Source organism: Flavobacterium plantiphilum (genome assembly GCF_046000495.1).
GTDB lineage: Bacteria > Bacteroidota > Bacteroidia > Flavobacteriales > Flavobacteriaceae > Flavobacterium > Flavobacterium plantiphilum.
On the sequence record NZ_JBELQA010000001.1, the window covers coordinates 566,732 to 586,586 of the forward strand.

Below are 19,855 nucleotides of genomic sequence, written 5' to 3' on the forward strand. Positions count from 1 at the left end.
AGTTTTGTTTAAAGTTCAAAAAATAAGATATTTTGTTAGGTTTTTGTATCTGATTTAAAAAAGAAGCTTGTCTGTTAAACTAATAAAAAGTCAAAATAAACTGGATTCTTTTTAATTCAAAAAATGAAACTGCCCATTTAGACAAATTACAGATTATCATTTTTTCTTAAACTTCTTCCTCTGGGTTCATCAGCTTTATGAAGTACGGTTTCCGAATGTAAAAATTGTGCAGCTTCAGCAGAATAATGTACTTTAACTGCACTGCGGGCTAACATTTCTGATTCAAAATCATCTAAAACACGTTTTCGTATTCCTGTTTCCCGCCAGTTTGAAGCAGGCTTACATCCTTTTCCTATTGCTCGTGCCAACGCCAGAGCATCAAGTAATGCCTGATTTGCCCCTTGTCCTTTAAAGGGACTCATAGGATGGGCTGCATCACCAATAAGTGTCACTTTTGCGGATTTCTTTAATAATTCAGCATCAGGTAATTTGCGGTCATAAACAGGATAACCTGATATCAGATCCTCCTGAGTGGCAGCTACAATCTGAGGAACAGGATTATGCCATTGTGTTCTTTTACAGGCTTCTCGCTTTAACGCTTTCGGTCCCTGAGTACTCAGTTTCTTAGCCTCTTTTTCAGACAATGGAAAACTAAGCTGCCACATCACAGAATCTTCTGAATAAGGCATGACATAAATGCGCTCATTTCCATTAGCTGTTTGAAATACTGTGGCCGAATCCAGCAAAGAACTATCAACACCATCCAAAGCTTTCAATGGACAAATACCTAAAATCACAATACAACCTAAGTAACGCAAAGGGGTCTCATCCTCCCCAATGATCAGTTTTCGCACCGCACTACGGATACCATCGGCTCCAACCACAAGATCTGCCTGAGCGTTTTTTACCACACCGTTTACTTCAAATCTCAAAGCAACCGTATTATTTTCAGTTTCCTTACAATCAATTAAATTGTATCCCCAATGTATCTTGTCCTGACCGCCAAGCTGCTCCAGCAAGGCCAATCGTAGCGACTGTCTTGCAATGTGTATGTTAGTTCGTTTAGGTGTTTTTTTTATATCTGACTGCATCCATTTTCTCATTCCCCATTCTCCTATGACTTTTCCATCAGTGGTATGAACCAAATGTCGTGTAGAAATAACACCGGCTTCTAACGAAAAAATCCCCAAGCCCTCAATTGCTTTACTGGCTTGCTGCAAGGTGAGTCCATATCCCTGAGATCTGCTGTCAAAACCACTGTCCCGTTCATAAATTGTAAAGGGAATTCCGCGGTGTAAACAAGCTACCGCAAGTGCTATTCCTCCTATTCCGCCGCCAATAATAGCAACACGAGGATAAGTATTATCTTCCTGGGGTGGATTTACAGCAGCAATCAAACCCGATCCTGCACAATTAATGCAGGAATCAAGGTGTGCTTTTGGAGGAACAGGAGGCGTCCCTGCTTTGTTTGATTTTTCAAAATGCTCTAAAGTCCTTTGATAACTAAGGCGTACTTTTTTAGCAATTCTCCGGCTTTTTTTACCTTGTCCCTGACATTCTTTGCAAATAGTCCAATGAGTTGCTGTGGTTCCCGGATTTTTCATTTCTTGTGCTTCCAATTATCGCAAACAACTTTTTAAAATTGTTACAGGATGCTGCGCTTTTCTGCTGGTTCCGTCAAAAATCTGGTGACGGCAAGAAGTTCCCGCTGCAGCAATAACCGTATCTGCATCCGTAGTTCTGATTTTGGGAAACAAGGTATCTTCCCCCATTTGCATACTCACTTTATAATGTTCTTCTTCATAGCCAAAAGAACCTGCCATACCACAACAACCGGAATTATATATTGTAACAGTATTGTTTTTGGGTACATTCAACATACTAAAAGTAGCTTCAACGGTACTTAATGCTTTTTGATGACAATGTCCGTGAATTTTAATCTGTTTTGCATTTGTAGAGAATTGTCCCGCATGAATTTTTCCTGCTGTAATTTCTTTTTTGAAAAATTCTTCAATCGTCAAAACGTTTTTTGCCAGTTGCTGAGCAGCCGTTTTATCTTCTGCTAATCGCAGATATTCATCTCTGAAAGTCAATATCGCCGAAGGTTCGATTCCTATTAACTGACAATCATCTGAAATAAGAGGCGCAAAAGTAGCTACATTTTTTATCGCAATCATTTTAGCTTCTTCCAGAAATCCTTTTGAAAGATAGGCTCTTCCGCTTTCTTCATGTTCGACAACAACCACTTCATATCCTAATTTTGTTAATAATTCGAAAGCATCAATCCCAACATTTACATCATAATAATTGGTAAACTCATCACAAAACAAAACTACTTTTCCATTTGGATATTTCTTATTGTCATTACTATTGACATTACAATTGTTATTGCTAAGCCATTTTCTAAATGTTTGTCTAGCTAACAGCGGAACTTCTCTTTCCTGTGCTACTCCCATTCCTTTTTTTACAAAAGAAAGATTCGATATAAAATTGGTAAATGATGGAAAAATACTTCCCATCTTATTCATTTTAGCATTATTGGCGAAAATTTTATTTCGAAAAGAAAAACCATTCGCTTTCTGATATTGATACAAAAATTCTGCTTTTAAGGTTGCAACATCTACATTTGACGGGCATTCTCCTGCACAGGCTTTACAACTCACACACAATTCAAAAACCTCGTATAATTCTTTATGATCAAATTTATTTTCTTTATCCGAATGGGTTAAATATTCGCGCAAAGCATTGGCACGGGCACGAGTAGTGTCTTTCTCATCACGGGTAGCACGATAACTGGGACATAAAGTTCCCCCTGCCGAAGGTAATTTTCTGCAATCTCCAGAGCCATTGCATTTTTCAGCAGCTCTTAAAATCCCCATACTATCCGAAAAATCCTGAATGGTTTTAATATCGGGTTCTGTTCTGTCCGTTTCAAAACGGAAATTTTCATCCATTTTTAACGCATTCACAATTTTCCCCATATTCAAAACTGAATACGGATCGAATACCAGTTTCAGTCTTTTAAGCAATTCATAGTTTTTTTCGCCAATCATAAAAGGCAGAAATTCTCCTCTTACAATTCCGTCACCGTGTTCTCCACTTAACGAACCACGATATTTTTTGACTAAAATAGCCACTTCGGTTGCGATATTTCTAAATTGGTAAACGCCTTCTTTAGTCTTTAAATTCAAAACCGGACGCAGGTGCAATTCTCCCGCACCGGCATGCGCATAATAAATAGCTTCCTGTCCGTGGCGTTGCATCATAGCCGAAAAATCGGCAATATATCCAGGCAAATCACTCAGTTCTACCGCAGTATCTTCAATAGAATCGGCAGCTTTATCATCTCCCACAATACTTCCTAAAAGTCCCAAACCTGCTTTACGAAGTTCGTTTACTTTTTCAATATCAGTACCATATAATTTTACCGATGCATACCCAAACTGATTGTCTTTCAAATCTTGTATCAAAGCATCAGCCTGCTTTTCAGCTTCTTCCATACTAATGTACGAAGCAACTTCAAACATCATAATCGCTTTGGGTTCACCCTGAATAAAAAATCGGTTCTTGCTTTGTTCTTTATTGTGTTTCGTACAATCTAAAATGGTATCATCAATCATTTCGCAGGTGTAAAGATGATGTTTCATAGCTACGATAACTGCCTCTAAACTTCCCTGAATACTATCAAAATGAGTTACCACCATAATATTATTCGTTGGAGGCAAATCGTCTAATTGTAATGTAACTTCAGTAGTAAACGCTAATGTTCCTTCACTTCCGCATAGAAGTTTTCCAACATTTATTGTAGATTCAGTACCGCCAAATAAATCCGATTTTAATAAAATATCAACAGCGTAACCGGTATTTCGCCTGTGAATTTCCGGTTTAGGGAATTCGTTTATTATTTCCTGCTGATTGGCTTTAACAGATAATTCTTCGTATAATTTTCTATAGATTGAACTTTCGAGCGAATCACCTTTGGTTTTTTCGATAAATTCAGCCGAAGTAATGGTGTTAAAAACTGCTGTTGAACCGTCTGCTAAAACTGTTTTTATTTCCACTATTTTATCACGGGTAACTCCGTAACGAATGGAAGTTGTCCCCGAAGAATTATTCCCAACCATTCCACCTATCATACAGCGGTTAGAAGTAGAAGTATTGGGTCCGAAAAAAACACCATAAGGTTTTAAATACAGGTTCAGTTCATCACGGATGACCCCAGGCTGAACTCTTACTGTTTTTTTAACAGCATCAAAAGCAATGATTTTTGTAAAATATTTAGACACATCTACAACAATACCATCACCAATAGTTTGTCCAGCTAAGGAAGTCCCTGCAGTTCTGGGAATTAATGTCGTTTTATTTTCTATAGCATAACGTACTAATTTTACAATATCCTCAGTAGTTTTAGGTAAGGCCACTGCCAAAGGAATAATTCGATAAGCCGAAGCATCCGTAGCATATAATGTTTTATAAAGATTGTCATATAAAAGCGTTCCTTCTAAGGAATCAGACAATTGTTTTAATGAATGTATCGCAGACATACTAAAAATCTATTTTGGGAGGTATTTGTAAATTATTGGCAAATATAAATATATCCATTTTTAAAAAATGATAAAATAAACTATTTAATATTTAATACGCTGCTAAAACACGAATAATAATAAACATTCCGTTTTTAGTTTTGGCAAAAAAATTGTGATGCAGCAATATGGAGAAAATTAATCTTAAATTATCTTATAAACTTCGCTAAAAAAACTATTTTTGGTAACCGTAAAAACATATTATTCAATGAATCGCAAACTATTTTTATTTTCATTTATTTCTTTTTTATTAGCATCCATTAGTGTTGCTCAGGCGCAATTCAAAACATCAAATCCTAAAAATGAATTCAGAGCAGTTTGGATTGCAACCGTTGCCAATATTGACTGGCCGGTAAGCAATACCGATGCTGTTGAAAAACAAAAAGCTGATTTTATTGAAATTTTAGACGCTTACAAAAAACTGAATTACAATGTGGTTATTGTACAAATTCGCAGTGCCGGCGACGCCATGTATCCTACCAATCTGGCCCCGTGGTCTAAATATTTAACAGGCAAACAAGGTTTAGCTCCTTACCCTTTTTATGATCCATTGGACTGGATGATTGCACAGGCACATCAACGTGGTTTTGAATTTCATGCCTGGTTAAACCCTTACAGAGCGACTATGGATTTGAATATTGGCGCTTTAAGCAGAAGTCACGATGTAATCAAACATCCGGAATGGATGATAAAATATGGCGGAAAATACTATTATAATCCTGCTCTTCCAGAAGTTCAGACACATTTAATGAATATTGTAGATGAAGTAGTTACTAAATATGATGTAGATGCCATCCATTTTGATGATTATTTTTATCCTTACAGAATAAAAGGAGAAGAATTTAATGACACTGCTGCTTACAGAAAATATGGAAACGGTCAGAGCAGAGAAGACTGGCGTCGTGACAACGTAAATACATACGTGCAAAGTACTTACAATTCGATAAAAAAAATCAAACCATGGGTACAATTTGGAATTAGTCCTTTTGGGGTCTGGAGAAACAAATCAGTGGATCCAAGAGGTTCTGACACTCAGGCAGGACAAACGAATTATGACGATTTATATGCCGACCCTATGACCTGGATGGAAGGAAATTATATTGATTATCTTTTGCCGCAATTATATTGGAGTATCGAGCATAAAACAGCTTCTTATGCTAAATTAGCCAAATGGTGGTCTGAAAATACTAATAAAAATACAGCACTTTACATAGGAAACGGAAGTTATAAAATCAACAGTGATTCTGATAAAAAATGGTTCAATCCCAATGAAATTCCAAATCAGATTGACTTAACACGTACTTATCCAAACATTAACGGGAATGCTTTTTTCAGCGCCAAATGGTTTGTTAATAAAAATCAGGCGGTTACCCAATTATTAAAAGACAATCAGTATCAATATCCCGCTTTACCTTATGTAGTACCAAATTCAAGAAAAGAAGTTTTAGACATCCCCTGTATAACGAATATCAACAATCAAACAGCAAATACTATTGTAACACTGGATTTTCCAACACAGAGTAAAATTCGCTATGTCATTGTTTACGGCTCTACTAATAAAAACCGCATTGATGTAAATAATCCAAGCCAGATTATTGATAAAATTGCTTTTAGCGAGACCAAAGACAGCATTACGATTACTATTCCAAAATTATATCTGGAAAGACATAACAATTGCGCAGTGACTTTTGTGGATTATTTTGGAAATGAAAGCCAGGCCACTTTATTGAAAGTCAACAATTAAAACCTAACAAACATGCAAAAAAACAATAATCCGTGGTATTGGATCCCATTATTAAACTTCGCATCGGGTTTTCCATATGTAATTATAATATCTGTTTCGGTTTTAATGTATAAAAACCTAGGTATCAGCAATGAAGATATTGGTTTATACACCAGTTTGTTATACTTACCCTGGGTTATCAAACCATTATGGAGTCCGTTTATTGATTTACACGGAACTAAAAGAAAATGGTTTTTAAGTATGCAATTATTAATTTCTATAGCTTTTTTGATTGTGGGTTTTATCATCCCAACGAGTCAGTTTTTCATAATGAGTCTGGCTGTTTTTTGGGTTGCAGCATTCGCTTCGGCTTCTAATGATGTGGCTAGTGACGGTTTCTATTTATTGGCTTTGACCAAAGATCAGCAATCTTTTTTTTTAGGAATCCGAAGTACTTTTTACAGAGCATCGATGCTAACCGGAAACGGATTAATCATCCTTTTTGCAGGTTATCTGGAACATTTGTATGGCGACAATCAAAAAGCCTGGTCCTACACCATGATTTTAGTTGGATTAGTAATGAGTTTATTAACGGTTTACAACTTTTTTGCTACTCCAAAAGCGGAATTACCAATTAAAGCAGGAGAAACAGAAGAGAAAAATTTTGCTACTGTTTTCGCCAGTTTTTTTAAGAAAAAACAAATCGGATTGATATTAGCTTTTATTCTTTTATTTCGTTTAGGAGAATCACAATTATTAAAAATGCTGACTCCGTTTTTAGTTGATAAAATTGATGTGGGCGGAATGGGATTAGCAACTGAAGACGTAGGAATCATTTACGGAACTTTCGGATTGATTGCACTTACAATTGGCGGCATTCTGGGCGGAATAGCTATTTCGAAACACGGTTTAGGAAAATGGATGTTACCCATGATTTTAACGATGCATCTGCCAATTATTGGTTTTGTATTATTGGCACATTTTCATCCGGGTTCGGTTTATTATATTTATGTGGTAGTTATTTTAGAACAATTCGGTTACGGATTTGGTTTTGCTGCTTTTATGATGTATTTAATTTATGTTGCCGAAGGAGAATCCAAAACATCCCATTATGCTATTGCTACCGGTTTTATGGCATTAGGAATGATGCTTCCGGGAATGTTGAGCGGATACATTCAGGAATATTTAGGTTATGTTAATTTCTTTATTTGGGTTTTAATCGCTACAATTCCGGGATTAATTTTGTCTAGATTTTTAGTTTATCCAAAGGATTTTGGGAAGAAAGAAAAAGAAGCTAGAGAATAGAGTAAAGAAAAAAGACTGATATAACACAACTTCATGACTTTAAAACAAAAAATAGGACAATTCTTTTTCCCTGCCGTTTTTATCAATGATACTGAAGAAAACATTCTGGCAATGGAAGAAATGATTAAAAAATACAATATTGGGGGACTGACTTTTTTTCATAGTCGTGCCAGTGCTGCTACCAATTATGAATCGAAGAAAAAAATTGAATTTAACGATAACAGTTATAACCGCTTAAAAGAATTGATTGTTCGTTATCAAAAATGTGCTTCCACTCCACTTTTAATGAGTATAGATGCCGAATGGGGACTTGCCATGCGTGTCGAAAAAACGCCGCAATATCCTTATGCGATTACTTTAGGTGCTTTGCGGGAAGAGCAAAAAGAGTTGGTTTACGAAGTTGGAAAACAAATTGCATCCGACTTAAAATCGGCGGGAATTCATTATAATTTGGCTCCATTGGCTGATATAAATAATAATCCAAATAATCCTGTAATTGGTTATCGTTCTTTTGGTGAAAACAAAGAAAAAGTTGCCAGTTTTGCGCTGGAATATTTACGTGGAATGAGTGATGAAGGTGTTTTAGGGTGTTTAAAACATTTTCCGGGTCACGGAAATACCAATGTAGATTCTCATTTAGGATTACCTGTTTTAGAAGAAAACTTAGAGCAATTATCAGCCAACGAATTGTATCCGTTTATTAAAGGAATCGAAAACGGAGTCGATTCGATTATGATTGGACATTTAGCAGTTCCGGCTTTAAACGAAGGAAAAGACACTTCGGCAACTTTATCAAAAAACATTATTCAGAAATTATTGAGAGAACAATTGGGTTATGATGGTTTGGTCATTTCGGATGCTTTGAATATGCACAGTGTTTCTAAATTATATGAAATAAAAGGTCAACTGGAATGGGAAGCTTTTAATGCAGGAAATGATATATTATGCTTTGCCGAGAATGTTCCTGAAGGCATTCAGGCTATTATAGAAAATGCTTCAGAAGAACGCATTAACGAAAGCTTTAAGCGAATTTGGCAATGCAAAGAAAAAGTAGGCTTATTCAATACTTCTGTGTCAAATAACTGCTCTTTAAGTTTTGAAAAAGCAGCAAATCTTAATTCGAAAATAGCTAAAAACAGTATCACCAAAGTAATTGACAACATCGATTTTGAAAGTCTGAAAAAAGCAAACCAAGAACAAAAAGTCGCCCAACTTTCTTTATACAAACCAGCTAAAAATGAATTTGCTGAAACGATCCATACAGCATGGAACAGCGAACAATTTAACATCGAATCTGTTGATGATTTTGACTTTGTAGCTTTCGAACAAAACATCAGTAATTTTGAATATCTTATCATTTCTTTATTTGTTCCAAAGGCAAAACCCCTAAATAAATTTGAAATTGACGATGCTGTTTTCGATTTATTCAAAAAATTATTAGAAAACAAAAAATGTCTGATTTATCTGTTTGGAAATCCGTATGCTTTACCTTTAATTCCTAATTTAAAAAAAGCTTTAAGAGTGATTGAAGTCTATCAGGATTTTGAAGAATTCCAAATTAACGCAGCTAATCAACTTTTGTTTAATTATGAATGTAGCGGAAAATTACCCGTTGCAATTGATATTCAATAATTTAAACTTGCTTTTTATGCGACCATAACCAAAAGTTATTATTAAATAAATATTAATAATCAACTACTATTACCATAAACGTTTTTTAAGGCTTATTTTTGCACTCAACAAATAATAACTTTAAAAACAAATAATATGTCATTAGTAGGAAAAAAATTCCCAAACATTACAGTTGATGCAATCTCAGAAATGGGTGATAATTTAAAAATCAACATCTTTGAAGAAGCAGTAAACAACAACAAAAAAGTACTTTTGTTTTGGTACCCAAAAGATTTCACTTTCGTTTGTCCAACAGAATTACACGCTTTTCAGGCAGCTTTACCGGAATTTGAAAAAAGAAACACAATCGTAATTGGAGCTTCTTGCGATACTAACGAAGTACATTTTGCCTGGTTAAACACTGCAAAAAACAACGGTGGAATTGAAGGAGTTACTTACCCACTTTTAGCTGATACAACCAGAAATTTATCTGCTGCTTTAGGTATCTTAGATGCAGAAGCTGGTGCTTACAATGAAGATGCTGATACGTATTTAGTAGAAGGTTCTAACGTAACTTACAGAGCCACTTATTTAGTTGATGAAACCGGAAAAATTTTCCACGAAAGTGTTAACGATATGCCATTAGGCCGTAACGTAAACGAATATTTGCGTTTAGTAGATGCTTACACTCACGTACAAACAAAAGGTGAAGTATGTCCTGCTAACTGGGAAGAAGGAAAAGAAGCTATGTCTGCTGACAGAAACAGTACTGCTGCTTACTTGAGCGCAAACTAGTTTTTTAGAAGTCACTAAGATTCTAAGTTATTAAGTATCTAAGCTTTTAACTTAAATCTAATCTTCCAAATTACAACTTATAAAAATTAAGTCAAAAGTTTCTAAGTTGCTAAGCCAATATGATTAGAAAACAATTATAAAAATCTTAGCAACTCAGAAACTTAGTAACTTATAAACTCAAAGAAAAATGTTAATAGAATTAAACGAAGATACATTAGCTAATTTAGTTAATGAAAATGAAAAAGTAGTTGTTCAATTTTCAGCTTCATGGTGTGGTAACTGCCGTATTATGAAACCAAAATTTAAAAAACTGGCTACCGAAAATGAAGCTATCACTTTTGCTCTTGTTGATGCTGAAAATTTTCCGGAATCAAGAAAACTGGCTAATGTAAGTAACTTACCAACCTTTGCTACTTTTGTAAACGGAAAACTGGTAAACGAAACACAAACCAACAAGCAAGAAGTACTAATTGATTTAGTAAACGAAATTGTATAATTTGGTAATTTGTTAATTCGGTTAATCGTTATAATTAACTTTCAAATATACGCATCAACAAATAACCAAATAAACAACTTAAAAATGAAGTTACCTGTAATAAAACACCTGACTCAGTTTATTGAAGAAAATGATCAGGATTATATTATCGAAACAATTGAAGTTCTGGAGGCTATGACCGAAATTTCATCTTTAAAAGATGAAGAGCTAGATGTTATAGGCGAATTAATTTCGAATATGTACGGTGCCCTTGAAGTACATAAACTGGTTAAAAACGGAACCGATAAAAAAGAAGCTCTTAATACTTTTATGAAAAGAGTAATGGGTTCCATTGATAAATAATTTTTATTTTTTTTATAGAAACACGCAAGTAAAATGCATCTCAAACAGTTGCATTTTTTTGCTTTTACAGCTCTTTGTATAAAAGAGAACCTCTTAAAAATAACACCCCTTTAACTTAAAATCTTAAAGCAGTAATCCTAATTCTTAAATAAATTTCATACTTTTGAAGCTCATTAAAAAAATTAAATATGGCTTCAATTACATTAGGAGGAAATCCAATAAACACTGCAGGAGAATTACCAAAAGTAGGTTCGAAACTTGCCGATTTTAAATTAGTAAAAAACGATCTTTCTGTTGCTTCTTTGAGCGATTTTAGCGGAAAAAAATTAGTTTTAAATATTTTTCCAAGTATCGATACAGGAACCTGTGCTACATCAGTAAGGAAATTCAATGAAGCTGCTGCCGGACTTGACAACACTGCTGTTTTATGTATTTCAAGAGATTTACCATTTGCTCAAAAACGCTTTTGTGGAGCTGAAGGAATCGAAAATGTAGTTAATTTATCTGACTTTCAGAATGGAAGTTTTGGAAAAGCAAACGGATTAGAAATTGTAGACGGACCATTAGCGGGACTGCATTCCAGAGCTTTAATTGTTACTGATGCTGAAGGAACAATTTTACACACTGAACAAGTAGGTGAAATTGCAAACGAACCAAATTATGAAGCTGCCTTAGCAGTACTTTAATTTCTTATTGAATGGCATTTCAAAAAGACAATACTTTTCTTACCGGAAGATTAAAAAGTGTTAGTTATGCTTTAAAAGGCTGTATCAAACTAATCACTACCGAACACAGTATAATGGTTCAGACTTCTCTGGGAGTTTTACTCACTATTGCTGGATTTTTAGTCGGGATTTCTCATACTGAATGGTTGTTTCAGACATTTGCAATTGGTTTAGTTTTAAGTATCGAAGGACTAAATACAGCAATTGAAAAAGTAGCCGATTTTATTCATCCGGATTATCATGAAAGAATTGGTTTTATAAAAGATATTGCCGCTGGTGCAGTATTTTTTGCTGCAATTACTGCAATAATTATTGGTTTAATCATATACGTACCTCATTTTATATAATAGAGGTTTAGTTACATTATAGAATGGCAAAAACAACAAAAAAAGAAACTTTAGAAAACAAAAACACCAAGGCTAAAGTTTTTAAATCATGGGAAATATCTAAACAGCAAAAAACTATTTTGGGCTGTTTGTTAGTATTATTTTCTATTGCTTTACTGGTTGCTTTTACATCTTTCTATATCCATGGACAAACAGATCAAAGTGCTGTTCTGGAATTATCTGACAGAACAGAAACAGTAAAAAATTGGCTGGGAAAGTTTGGAGCTTTCCTGGCCGATTTAATTATCTATAAAGGTTTTGGTCTGGCCTCTTTCCTATTTGTCCGGTTATTTTTCTTAAGTGGTATCTTTTTGGTACTTGGTATTTCTGGCCGGAAATTAAAAAATATCTGGTTTTGGGATTTATTTGTAATGATTAATTTATCTGTTTTGTTTGGCTTTTTTGCTACTTCATTACCCGAATTAGGCGGAATAATCGGTTACGAATTAAATCTATTTCTTCAGGATTATATTGGAAAAACAGGAACTTTATTGTTGCTTATATTCGGACTGATTGTTTATATTATTTTCAAATTAAAAATATCTCCTGAAAAGATTCAGTCTTTTTTTGAAAATACTAAAAAAGAAATTATTCCTGCCGAAAACAATGACGCCTTTTCAAAAACAGATAATGCCTATAATTTAGAAGAATTTGCCATTACAGAAGAAGAACCTGAATTAAAACAGACAACTGAATCTAAACCATCACAATTCGAAATTAACAAAGAAGCTTTAAAACCTACAATTAGTCATTCATCTGAGATTAATCTGGATCCGGTTTCTAAACCACTTTCCATTGAAAAAACTCCTGCTGTTGTTCCAACTGCAGCTAATGATGAATTTTTGATAGAAACGGCTCCCGAAGAAGAAATTTTAGAAGAAAACCTGGCTTCAAAATTAGTTGCTGACTTTGGATTATTTGATCCTACTTTGGATTTATCTAATTACAAATACCCAACCATTGATTTATTAAAAGAATATTCAACCGGAGGAATTACCATTAATCAGGAAGAATTAGAAGAAAATAAGAACCGCATTGTAGATACACTTCGCAATTATAAAATTGAAATTGCCCAGATTAAAGCAACCGTAGGACCATCGGTAACTTTATACGAAATTGTTCCGGAAGCAGGAATTCGAATTTCTAAAATTAAAAGCTTAGAAGACGATATTGCACTTTCTCTTTCGGCACTCGGAATTCGTATCATTGCACCTATTCCGGGAAAAGGAACTATTGGTATCGAGGTTCCTAACAAGAATCCTACTATGGTTTCAATGAAATCAGTTATAGGTTCTACTAAATTTCAGGAAGCAGAAATGGAATTGCCAATTGCTCTTGGAAAAACCATTTCAAACGAAACTTTTGTTGTTGATTTGGCCAAAATGCCTCACCTTTTAATGGCGGGAGCTACAGGTCAGGGAAAATCGGTGGGTTTAAATGCCGTTTTAACTTCGCTTTTATACAAAAAACATCCTGCAGAAGTCAAATTTGTACTGGTTGATCCTAAAAAAGTAGAACTTACTCTTTTTAATAAAATTGAAAGACATTATTTAGCCAAACTTCCGGATGTAGAAGATGCTATTATTACTGATAATGCTAAAGTAGTCAACACTTTGAATTCCCTTTGTGTAGAAATGGACAACCGTTATTCTTTATTAAAAGATGCAATGGTTCGTAACATTAAAGAATACAACGAAAAATTCAAATCCCGAAAACTGAATCCTGAAAACGGACATCGCTTTTTACCTTATATCATTCTGGTTGTCGATGAGTTTGCCGACTTGATTATGACTGCCGGAAAAGAAGTTGAAGTTCCTATTGCCCGTTTAGCGCAGTTAGCCCGTGCTATTGGTATCCACTTGATTATTGCTACCCAAAGACCTTCGGTAAACGTAATTACAGGTTTGATTAAAGCGAATTTCCCCGCCCGAATTGCTTTTAGAGTAACTTCTAAAATTGATTCCAGAACCATTTTGGATACTCAGGGAGCCGATCAGTTAATTGGTCGCGGAGATTTATTATATACTAACGGAAACGATGTGGTACGTGTACAATGTGCCTTTATAGACACTCCCGAAGTAGAAAAAATTACTGATTTTATAGGCTCACAAAAGGCTTATGCCACAGCGTATTTACTACCGGAATATGTGGGTGGAGAAGAAAATGGCATCAATCTTGATATGGATATTTCTGAAAGAGATACTCTGTTTAGAGAAGCGGCCGAAATTATTGTAAACGCTCAACAAGGTTCGGCATCCTTATTGCAACGCAAGTTAAAATTAGGTTACAACAGAGCTGGTAGATTAATTGACCAATTAGAAGCCGCAGGAATTGTAGGTCCTTTTGAAGGAAGTAAAGCCCGCAGTGTAAACATTCCGGACATGCATGCTCTTGATCAGTTTTTTAATAATGAAGAAAATAATTAACACAATGAAAAAGTTTATCCAAATTGCATTTATTTTATTAATCTCCTTTTCTGTTCAGGCTCAGGATAAAAAGGCAAAAAGCCTTTTGGATCAGGTGACAGCTAAAGTAAAAAGTTATAATAATATTGTAATCGATTTTAAATATTCACTTAATAATGCTAAAGAAAATATTAATCAGGACAGTAAAGGAAATGTAACCTTAAAAGGAAATCAATACGTATTGAATTTTATGGGTATCACAAAAATATATGATGGTAAAAAAACGTACACCATAATTCCTGAAGATGAAGAAATCAATATCTCTACAGTAAATGAAAAAGATGATAGCGCCATTACACCTTCAAAAATGCTGACATTCTTTAATAGTGGTTACAAATATTCGATGAATATTCTGCAAAATGTTAGAGGAAGAAAAATACAATATATCAAATTAATTCCTACAGATCCTAAAGATCAAAGAAAGGAAATATTGTTAGGAATTGATGTTCAGACCAAACACATATATAATTTGATTGAAACTGGCAAAAAAGGAACAAAAACAACTTTAACCGTTAATTCTTTTAAAACCAATCAACCTTTATCAAAAAATCAATTTACCTTTGTAGCTAATAAATATCCTAATTACTACATCAATAAATTAGATTAATTCAGTACGTGAAAATTCTCGATAAATACTTATTAAAAACATTCCTGATTACATTTACTACGGTATTTGTAATCTTGTTTTTTATATTCATACTTCAGACCATCTGGCTTTTTATTGCGGAGCTTGCAGGGAAAGATTTAGACTTGCCTTTAATAGTTAAGTTCCTGATGTTTTCTATGCCTAGGATTGTTCCATTAGTGCTTCCTTTATCGGTTTTACTGGCATCTATTATGACTTTTGGAAATCTTGCCGAAAATTATGAATTTGCTGCCATGAAATCCTCCGGTATTTCTTTACAAAGAGCCATGCGAAGTCTTACCGTATTTATCGTGTTGTTAAGTATTATAGCTTTCTTTTTTGCTAATAATGTGATTCCCTTTGCCGAGTACAAGTTTATTAACTTCAGAAAAAATATTGCACAATTAAAACCTGCAATGGCTATCACAGAAGGTCAGTTTAGCGAAGTAGGATATTACAATATTAAGGTAAATAAAAAATCAGGTGAAAACGGAAACAAATTAACCGGAATTACTATTCATAAAAAAGCTATGAATGGCGACGGAAGTAAAACAGTTATTAAAGCTAAAGACGGAGAACTTATAAGTAGTGAAGAATCAAGTATTTTACAGCTTGTTTTAAACAATGGTAATTATTACGAAGATATTACACCTAAAAAATATACAGATCGAAAAAAACTTCCATTTGCTAAAAGCGCTTTTAAAAAATATACTATAAATATTGACTTGTCACAATTAAATAATGTAGATGTTGATGATGAAAAAGTAAATAACTCTAATACCATGCTTACTGTAAATGAATTGAATTACACCTTAGATTCGCTCAGTAAAAATTACAAAACAGAACTTGCTTCTTATTCCGAAAATATAAACCAGAGAACTACAATAGAAGATAAAACTTTCAATGATGTGGGCGGCAAAGAAGTAGTTAATAAGCGAAAAAAACTTCCTCTGGATATTCTGTCTTTATATGATAAAAATAAAAAATCACAACTATTGAGTACTGCGAGCAGTAATCTAAGCAGTATTGGATACAGCATTGACGGAAGCAAAATCAACTTGCAGGTAAAGCAAAAAAACATCAATAATCACCTGCTGGCTTTGTATGATAAATTTGTTATAGCATATGCCTGCCTTATGATGTTTTTCATTGGGGCACCACTAGGCGCAATTATTAGAAAAGGCGGATTAGGATTACCTATTATTTTTGCTGTGTTAATTTTTATCACTTTTCACTTTATCAATACATTTGGAAAAAGATTTGCTCAGGAAAACGGAATGACTCCTTTTATGGGAGCATGGATGTCTTCGATTGTACTTACACCATTAGCTATATTGTTAACTTACCGTGCAACAAACGACATCGGATTAATCAATATGGATGTAATCCTGTCACCTATTCAAAAAACACTACAAAAACTACTATACAAAATTACACCTAACAAAAAAAATGCAACCGAAAATGGGCGAAAATAAAATAAAACTCAACACAATTGAAGAAGCTATAGAAGATATTCGTCAAGGAAAAATAATTTTAGTTGTTGATGATGAAAACAGAGAAAATGAAGGTGATTTTCTAGCTGCTGCAGAAAAAGCTACTCCAGAAATGATCAACTTTATGGCTACTCACGGACGCGGACTTATTTGTGCTCCCCTGACCGAGAGCCGTTGTAAAGAATTAGGATTAAACGTCATGGTAAATAATAATACCGATCCTATGGAAACAGCTTTTACTGTTTCGGTAGATTTAAGAGGAAAAGGAGTTACAACAGGAATATCAGCTTCTGACCGTGCACAAACTATTGTTGCTCTAACCGATCCTTCTACAAAACCACATGATTTAGCCAGACCGGGACATATTTTTCCTTTAATTGCAAAAGAAGGAGGTGTATTGAGAAGAACAGGTCATACCGAAGCTGCCATAGATTTTGCCCGATTAGCCGGTTTTAAACCCGCTGGTGTGATTGTAGAAGTAATGAATGAAGATGGTACTATGGCTCGCTTACCGGAATTAATCAAAATTGCGAAAAAATTCAATATAAAAACGGTTTCCATTGAAGCTCTTGTCGCTTACAGAATGCAGCATGACAGTATTATTGTAAAAAAAGAAGATTTTGACATTAATACCCGTTTTGGAACTTTCCGTTTAAGAGCTTATGAACAAATTACAAATAAGCAAATTCATATTGCATTAACCAAAGGAAACTGGAATTTAGGAGAACCTATCTTAACCCGGATCCACTCTTCTCAGGTCAATAATGACCTGTTAGGGACATTAACTAATAACGTAGACCAACAACTGGATGCTATGTTTAAAATAATTAATGAAAACGGACGTGGAGCAGTTATTTTCATCAATCAGGATATGTCAGCTGTAAACTTATTAAGCCGTATTACCGAATTAAAAGAATTACAATCCGAAGGAACTATGAAAGCACCTAAAGTAGTAATTGACACTAAAGATTACGGAATTGGGGCACAAATATTACACGATATCGATATTTCAAAAATCCGATTAGTATCCAATACAGAACAAACAAAACGTGTTGGAATGATTGGTTATGGCTTAGAAATAACCGAATATGTAAACTATTAATTATTTATTTAAAAAATATTTAATACGTAACTAACACATAATAAAACCATTAAATCAGCTATCAAAAAATAGCTGATTTTTTTTCTAAAATTGTTTGGATTTAAATAAAAAAAGGTTCTATATTTGCACTCGCAATCACGAATTGATAGAGACATACTGGAGAAATGGCAGAGCGGTCGAATGCGGCAGTCTTGAAAACTGTTGACTGTAACAGGTCCGGGGGTTCGAATCCCTCTTTCTCCGCCAGATGAAGTTTCAAAAGAAACTTTAAAAGTCAAAAAGCCTTTAAATACTAGTATTTAAAGGCTTTTTTGTTTTTTGCAATACGTCAAAAAACACATATTTTATCAAAGAACAGTGACCCTATTAGTGACCCTATTTTATTTTATGCCTTTTTTAGCAAAAATAGGGTCACTAAATCAGAAGAATTCCTCGGGAATTCCCTGTAAACACTGGACACTTTCAAAGTTTTTAAATCAATTTGAATATTAATTTAAAAACAAGAAGTCATGTTAAAAATTATCTTCTATCTTAAATCAGGAAAAGACAACAAAAAAGGAGAGTCTCCTATTTTTGCCCGCATTTCCTACAACCAAAAATCCACAACTATGGCTACTGGTAGATCAATCTTAAAAGAAAGATGGCAGTTCACCAATAACCTAAGAAACGTACTAAAAATTGAAAAGGAAAAAGTTATCAAGCATAGTCTGGATCTTTTTCAACTCAACATTGAAAAAAAATTCAACGAAATGATCAAAGAAGGTTTAGACATTTCATTGCAATTACTAAAAACCGAATTTACGGGTAAAACTGACCCAAAAATCAAGGAAGTAAGTATATTAGAAATTTTAGACAAACATAATAAATACTTTGAACGGAAAGTTAATGGAGATGAACGCTCTAAAGCGTCGCTCCAAAAATATGAACGCTCTAAAGAATTACTTATTACTTTCATGAAAAAACAATATAACATCTCAAACCTTCCATCAAATGAAATTTCCAGCGCTTTTATATATAATCTCGAATCATTCCTAAAATATGAAAGTGATTTTAAAGGCAGAATTGGCATCAAAAACAATTCTGTAGTCAAATACATGAGAATGTATAAAACCTGCTGTAATCACGCCGTCAAAATGGGGCTGATAGATAAAAATCCTTTTGATCTCTATACCGGAAAACTTAACATAAAAGATGCTGTATTTCTTAGCCAACAAGAGCTAGATTGCATTGAAAATAAAAAATTTTCTATTGAACGTCTGGAGAAGGTCAAAGATATATTCTTATTTAGCTGCTATACTGGATATGCGCCTGTAGATGCTTTAAATCTTACCTCAAGTAATATTTTCCAAGATAACAATGATAATTTTTGGATTATGACCAACAGAGCGAAAACAGCAATTAAGGCCAACGTACCTCTTCTGCCACCGGCTCTTAAAATAATAAACAAATACAAAAACCAACAGATTGGATTAATTCCTCAAATATCCAATCAAAAAATGAATGCTTATCTCAAAGAGATTGGCGATTTATGCGCAATAGACAAAAAACTGACCTGGTATGTTGCAAGACATACATTTGCGACTACCGTTACACTGGCAAATGGTGTCAGAATAGAAAATGTTTCATCAATGTTGGGGCATACCAATATTAAGCAAACTCAACATTATGCTAAAGTCTTAGATGAAAATGTAATGGAAGACATGTCAAGACTAAAACAAAAATATAGCTGATAAGCGTATTTACTAAGTAATTAATAAGCCTGCACTAGTGTTATACAAAAACAATTAGATGAAAAATGTTTGTTATTATGAACATAAATATTAATTTTGTTTATAATAACGAACATTTAATCAAAATGAACAGAAAAAAGCAAACCATTTTTCCTCAGTATCAAAAGACTTTAGAACAAATGGGAGAAAACATAAAGTTAGCCAGAAAAAGAAGAAAATTAACTACTATTCAAGTAGCTGAAAGAGCTGGCATTGTTAGGACTACTTTATATCAAATAGAAAAAGGAAATCCTAGCGTTGCTATTGGTGCTTATTTTAATGTTCTAAGAGTATTAGGGTTACAAGATGATTTTCTTAAACTCGCTTCAGATGATGAACTAGGAAGAAAACTGCAAGATCTTGAATTACTAAAATAACAGCTTGATGTGAAACGAAGTATACTCCCTAAATAATCCAATAATTTAAATTAGCTAA

The 19,855-nt window shown here is 33.9% G+C and carries 16 protein-coding genes and 1 tRNA gene; 15 read left to right on the forward strand and 2 right to left on the reverse strand.

What is annotated here, in order from left to right:
• Window positions 1-146: 146 nt before the first annotated feature.
• Entirely contained in the window at window positions 147-1,604 is a 1,458-nt protein-coding gene (locus tag ABS764_RS02390; protein WP_408079756.1) for an FAD-dependent monooxygenase, read from the reverse strand.
• Between the two features lie 15 nt (window positions 1,605-1,619).
• Window positions 1,620-4,544 (reverse strand): FAD-binding and (Fe-S)-binding domain-containing protein, encoded by a 2,925-nt coding sequence (locus ABS764_RS02395; RefSeq protein ID WP_408079580.1) that lies wholly within the window; start codon window positions 4,542-4,544, stop codon window positions 1,620-1,622.
• 247 nt (window positions 4,545-4,791) lie between these two features.
• On the opposite strand from ABS764_RS02395, the gene ABS764_RS02400 reads away from it, so the two are divergent.
• From ABS764_RS02400 to ABS764_RS02470, 15 genes are all read left to right on the forward strand, one after another.
• Entirely contained in the window at window positions 4,792-6,327 is a 1,536-nt protein-coding gene (locus ABS764_RS02400) for a glycoside hydrolase family 10 protein (protein ID WP_408079582.1), read from the forward strand.
• 12 nt (window positions 6,328-6,339) lie between these two features.
• Complete coding sequence (locus ABS764_RS02405; RefSeq protein WP_408079584.1) at window positions 6,340-7,611, forward strand: MFS transporter; 1,272 nt, start codon at window positions 6,340-6,342, stop codon at window positions 7,609-7,611.
• Window positions 7,612-7,644: 33 nt separating this feature from the next.
• Window positions 7,645-9,243: a glycoside hydrolase family 3 protein gene (locus ABS764_RS02410; RefSeq protein ID WP_408079586.1), complete on the forward strand. Its 1,599-nt coding sequence runs from the start codon at window positions 7,645-7,647 to the stop codon at window positions 9,241-9,243.
• Window positions 9,244-9,378: 135 nt separating this feature from the next.
• Window positions 9,379-10,017, forward strand: a complete 639-nt coding sequence (locus ABS764_RS02415) for a peroxiredoxin (protein ID WP_408079588.1) — start codon at window positions 9,379-9,381, stop codon at window positions 10,015-10,017.
• 187 nt (window positions 10,018-10,204) lie between these two features.
• Entirely contained in the window at window positions 10,205-10,513 is a 309-nt protein-coding gene (locus ABS764_RS02420) for a thioredoxin family protein (RefSeq protein WP_408079590.1), read from the forward strand.
• Window positions 10,514-10,597: 84 nt separating this feature from the next.
• A complete protein-coding gene (locus ABS764_RS02425; RefSeq protein WP_408079592.1) occupies window positions 10,598-10,855 on the forward strand; it encodes a DUF6952 family protein in 258 nt (85 codons plus the stop codon).
• A gap of 188 nt (window positions 10,856-11,043) precedes the next feature.
• Window positions 11,044-11,541 carry a thiol peroxidase gene (tpx, locus tag ABS764_RS02430; RefSeq protein ID WP_408079594.1) on the forward strand — a complete coding sequence of 166 codons (498 nt, stop codon included), beginning with the start codon at window positions 11,044-11,046 and terminating at the stop codon, window positions 11,539-11,541.
• An 11-nt stretch (window positions 11,542-11,552) separates the two neighbouring features.
• Window positions 11,553-11,927, forward strand: coding sequence for a diacylglycerol kinase family protein (locus ABS764_RS02435; RefSeq protein WP_408079596.1), 375 nt, complete (start codon window positions 11,553-11,555; stop codon window positions 11,925-11,927).
• A gap of 23 nt (window positions 11,928-11,950) precedes the next feature.
• Window positions 11,951-14,392: a DNA translocase FtsK gene (locus ABS764_RS02440; RefSeq protein ID WP_408079598.1), complete on the forward strand. Its 2,442-nt coding sequence runs from the start codon at window positions 11,951-11,953 to the stop codon at window positions 14,390-14,392.
• 4 nt (window positions 14,393-14,396) lie between these two features.
• Window positions 14,397-15,038 carry a LolA family protein gene (locus tag ABS764_RS02445; protein ID WP_408079600.1) on the forward strand — a complete coding sequence of 214 codons (642 nt, stop codon included), beginning with the start codon at window positions 14,397-14,399 and terminating at the stop codon, window positions 15,036-15,038.
• An 8-nt stretch (window positions 15,039-15,046) separates the two neighbouring features.
• Window positions 15,047-16,531, forward strand: a complete 1,485-nt coding sequence (locus ABS764_RS02450; RefSeq protein WP_408079602.1) for an LptF/LptG family permease — start codon at window positions 15,047-15,049, stop codon at window positions 16,529-16,531.
• Window positions 16,518-17,651 (forward strand): 3,4-dihydroxy-2-butanone-4-phosphate synthase, encoded by a 1,134-nt coding sequence (ribB, locus tag ABS764_RS02455; RefSeq protein ID WP_408079604.1) that lies wholly within the window; start codon window positions 16,518-16,520, stop codon window positions 17,649-17,651. Before ABS764_RS02450 ends, ribB begins: the two co-directional genes overlap by 14 nt.
• Window positions 17,652-17,809: 158 nt before the next feature.
• A tRNA-Ser gene (locus ABS764_RS02460) sits at window positions 17,810-17,897 on the forward strand.
• Between the two features lie 263 nt (window positions 17,898-18,160).
• Window positions 18,161-19,381: a site-specific integrase gene (locus tag ABS764_RS02465; protein WP_408079606.1), complete on the forward strand. Its 1,221-nt coding sequence runs from the start codon at window positions 18,161-18,163 to the stop codon at window positions 19,379-19,381.
• Window positions 19,382-19,458: 77 nt separating this feature from the next.
• On the forward strand, window positions 19,459-19,797 hold the full coding sequence (locus ABS764_RS02470) for a helix-turn-helix domain-containing protein (protein ID WP_408079608.1): 339 nt from the start codon (window positions 19,459-19,461) through the stop codon (window positions 19,795-19,797).
• Window positions 19,798-19,855: the final 58 nt, after the last annotated feature.

Bases quoted from the DNA above. Each gene is read 5' to 3' on its own strand.
- ABS764_RS02390 (WP_408079756.1), bottom strand. From the start codon at position 1,604: ATGAAAAATCCGGGAACCACAGCAACTCATTGGACTATTTGCAAAGAA.
- ABS764_RS02395 (WP_408079580.1), bottom strand. From the start codon at position 4,544: ATGTCTGCGATACATTCATTAAAACAATTGTCTGATTCCTTAGAAGGA.
- ABS764_RS02400 (WP_408079582.1), top strand. From the start codon at position 4,792: ATGAATCGCAAACTATTTTTATTTTCATTTATTTCTTTTTTATTAGCA.
- ABS764_RS02405 (WP_408079584.1), top strand. From the start codon at position 6,340: ATGCAAAAAAACAATAATCCGTGGTATTGGATCCCATTATTAAACTTC.
- ABS764_RS02410 (WP_408079586.1), top strand. From the start codon at position 7,645: ATGACTTTAAAACAAAAAATAGGACAATTCTTTTTCCCTGCCGTTTTT.
- ABS764_RS02415 (WP_408079588.1), top strand. From the start codon at position 9,379: ATGTCATTAGTAGGAAAAAAATTCCCAAACATTACAGTTGATGCAATC.
- ABS764_RS02420 (WP_408079590.1), top strand. From the start codon at position 10,205: ATGTTAATAGAATTAAACGAAGATACATTAGCTAATTTAGTTAATGAA.
- ABS764_RS02425 (WP_408079592.1), top strand. From the start codon at position 10,598: ATGAAGTTACCTGTAATAAAACACCTGACTCAGTTTATTGAAGAAAAT.
- tpx (WP_408079594.1), top strand. From the start codon at position 11,044: ATGGCTTCAATTACATTAGGAGGAAATCCAATAAACACTGCAGGAGAA.
- ABS764_RS02435 (WP_408079596.1), top strand. From the start codon at position 11,553: ATGGCATTTCAAAAAGACAATACTTTTCTTACCGGAAGATTAAAAAGT.
- ABS764_RS02440 (WP_408079598.1), top strand. From the start codon at position 11,951: ATGGCAAAAACAACAAAAAAAGAAACTTTAGAAAACAAAAACACCAAG.
- ABS764_RS02445 (WP_408079600.1), top strand. From the start codon at position 14,397: ATGAAAAAGTTTATCCAAATTGCATTTATTTTATTAATCTCCTTTTCT.
- ribB (WP_408079604.1), top strand. From the start codon at position 16,518: ATGGGCGAAAATAAAATAAAACTCAACACAATTGAAGAAGCTATAGAA.
- ABS764_RS02465 (WP_408079606.1), top strand. From the start codon at position 18,161: ATGTTAAAAATTATCTTCTATCTTAAATCAGGAAAAGACAACAAAAAA.
- ABS764_RS02470 (WP_408079608.1), top strand. From the start codon at position 19,459: ATGAACATAAATATTAATTTTGTTTATAATAACGAACATTTAATCAAA.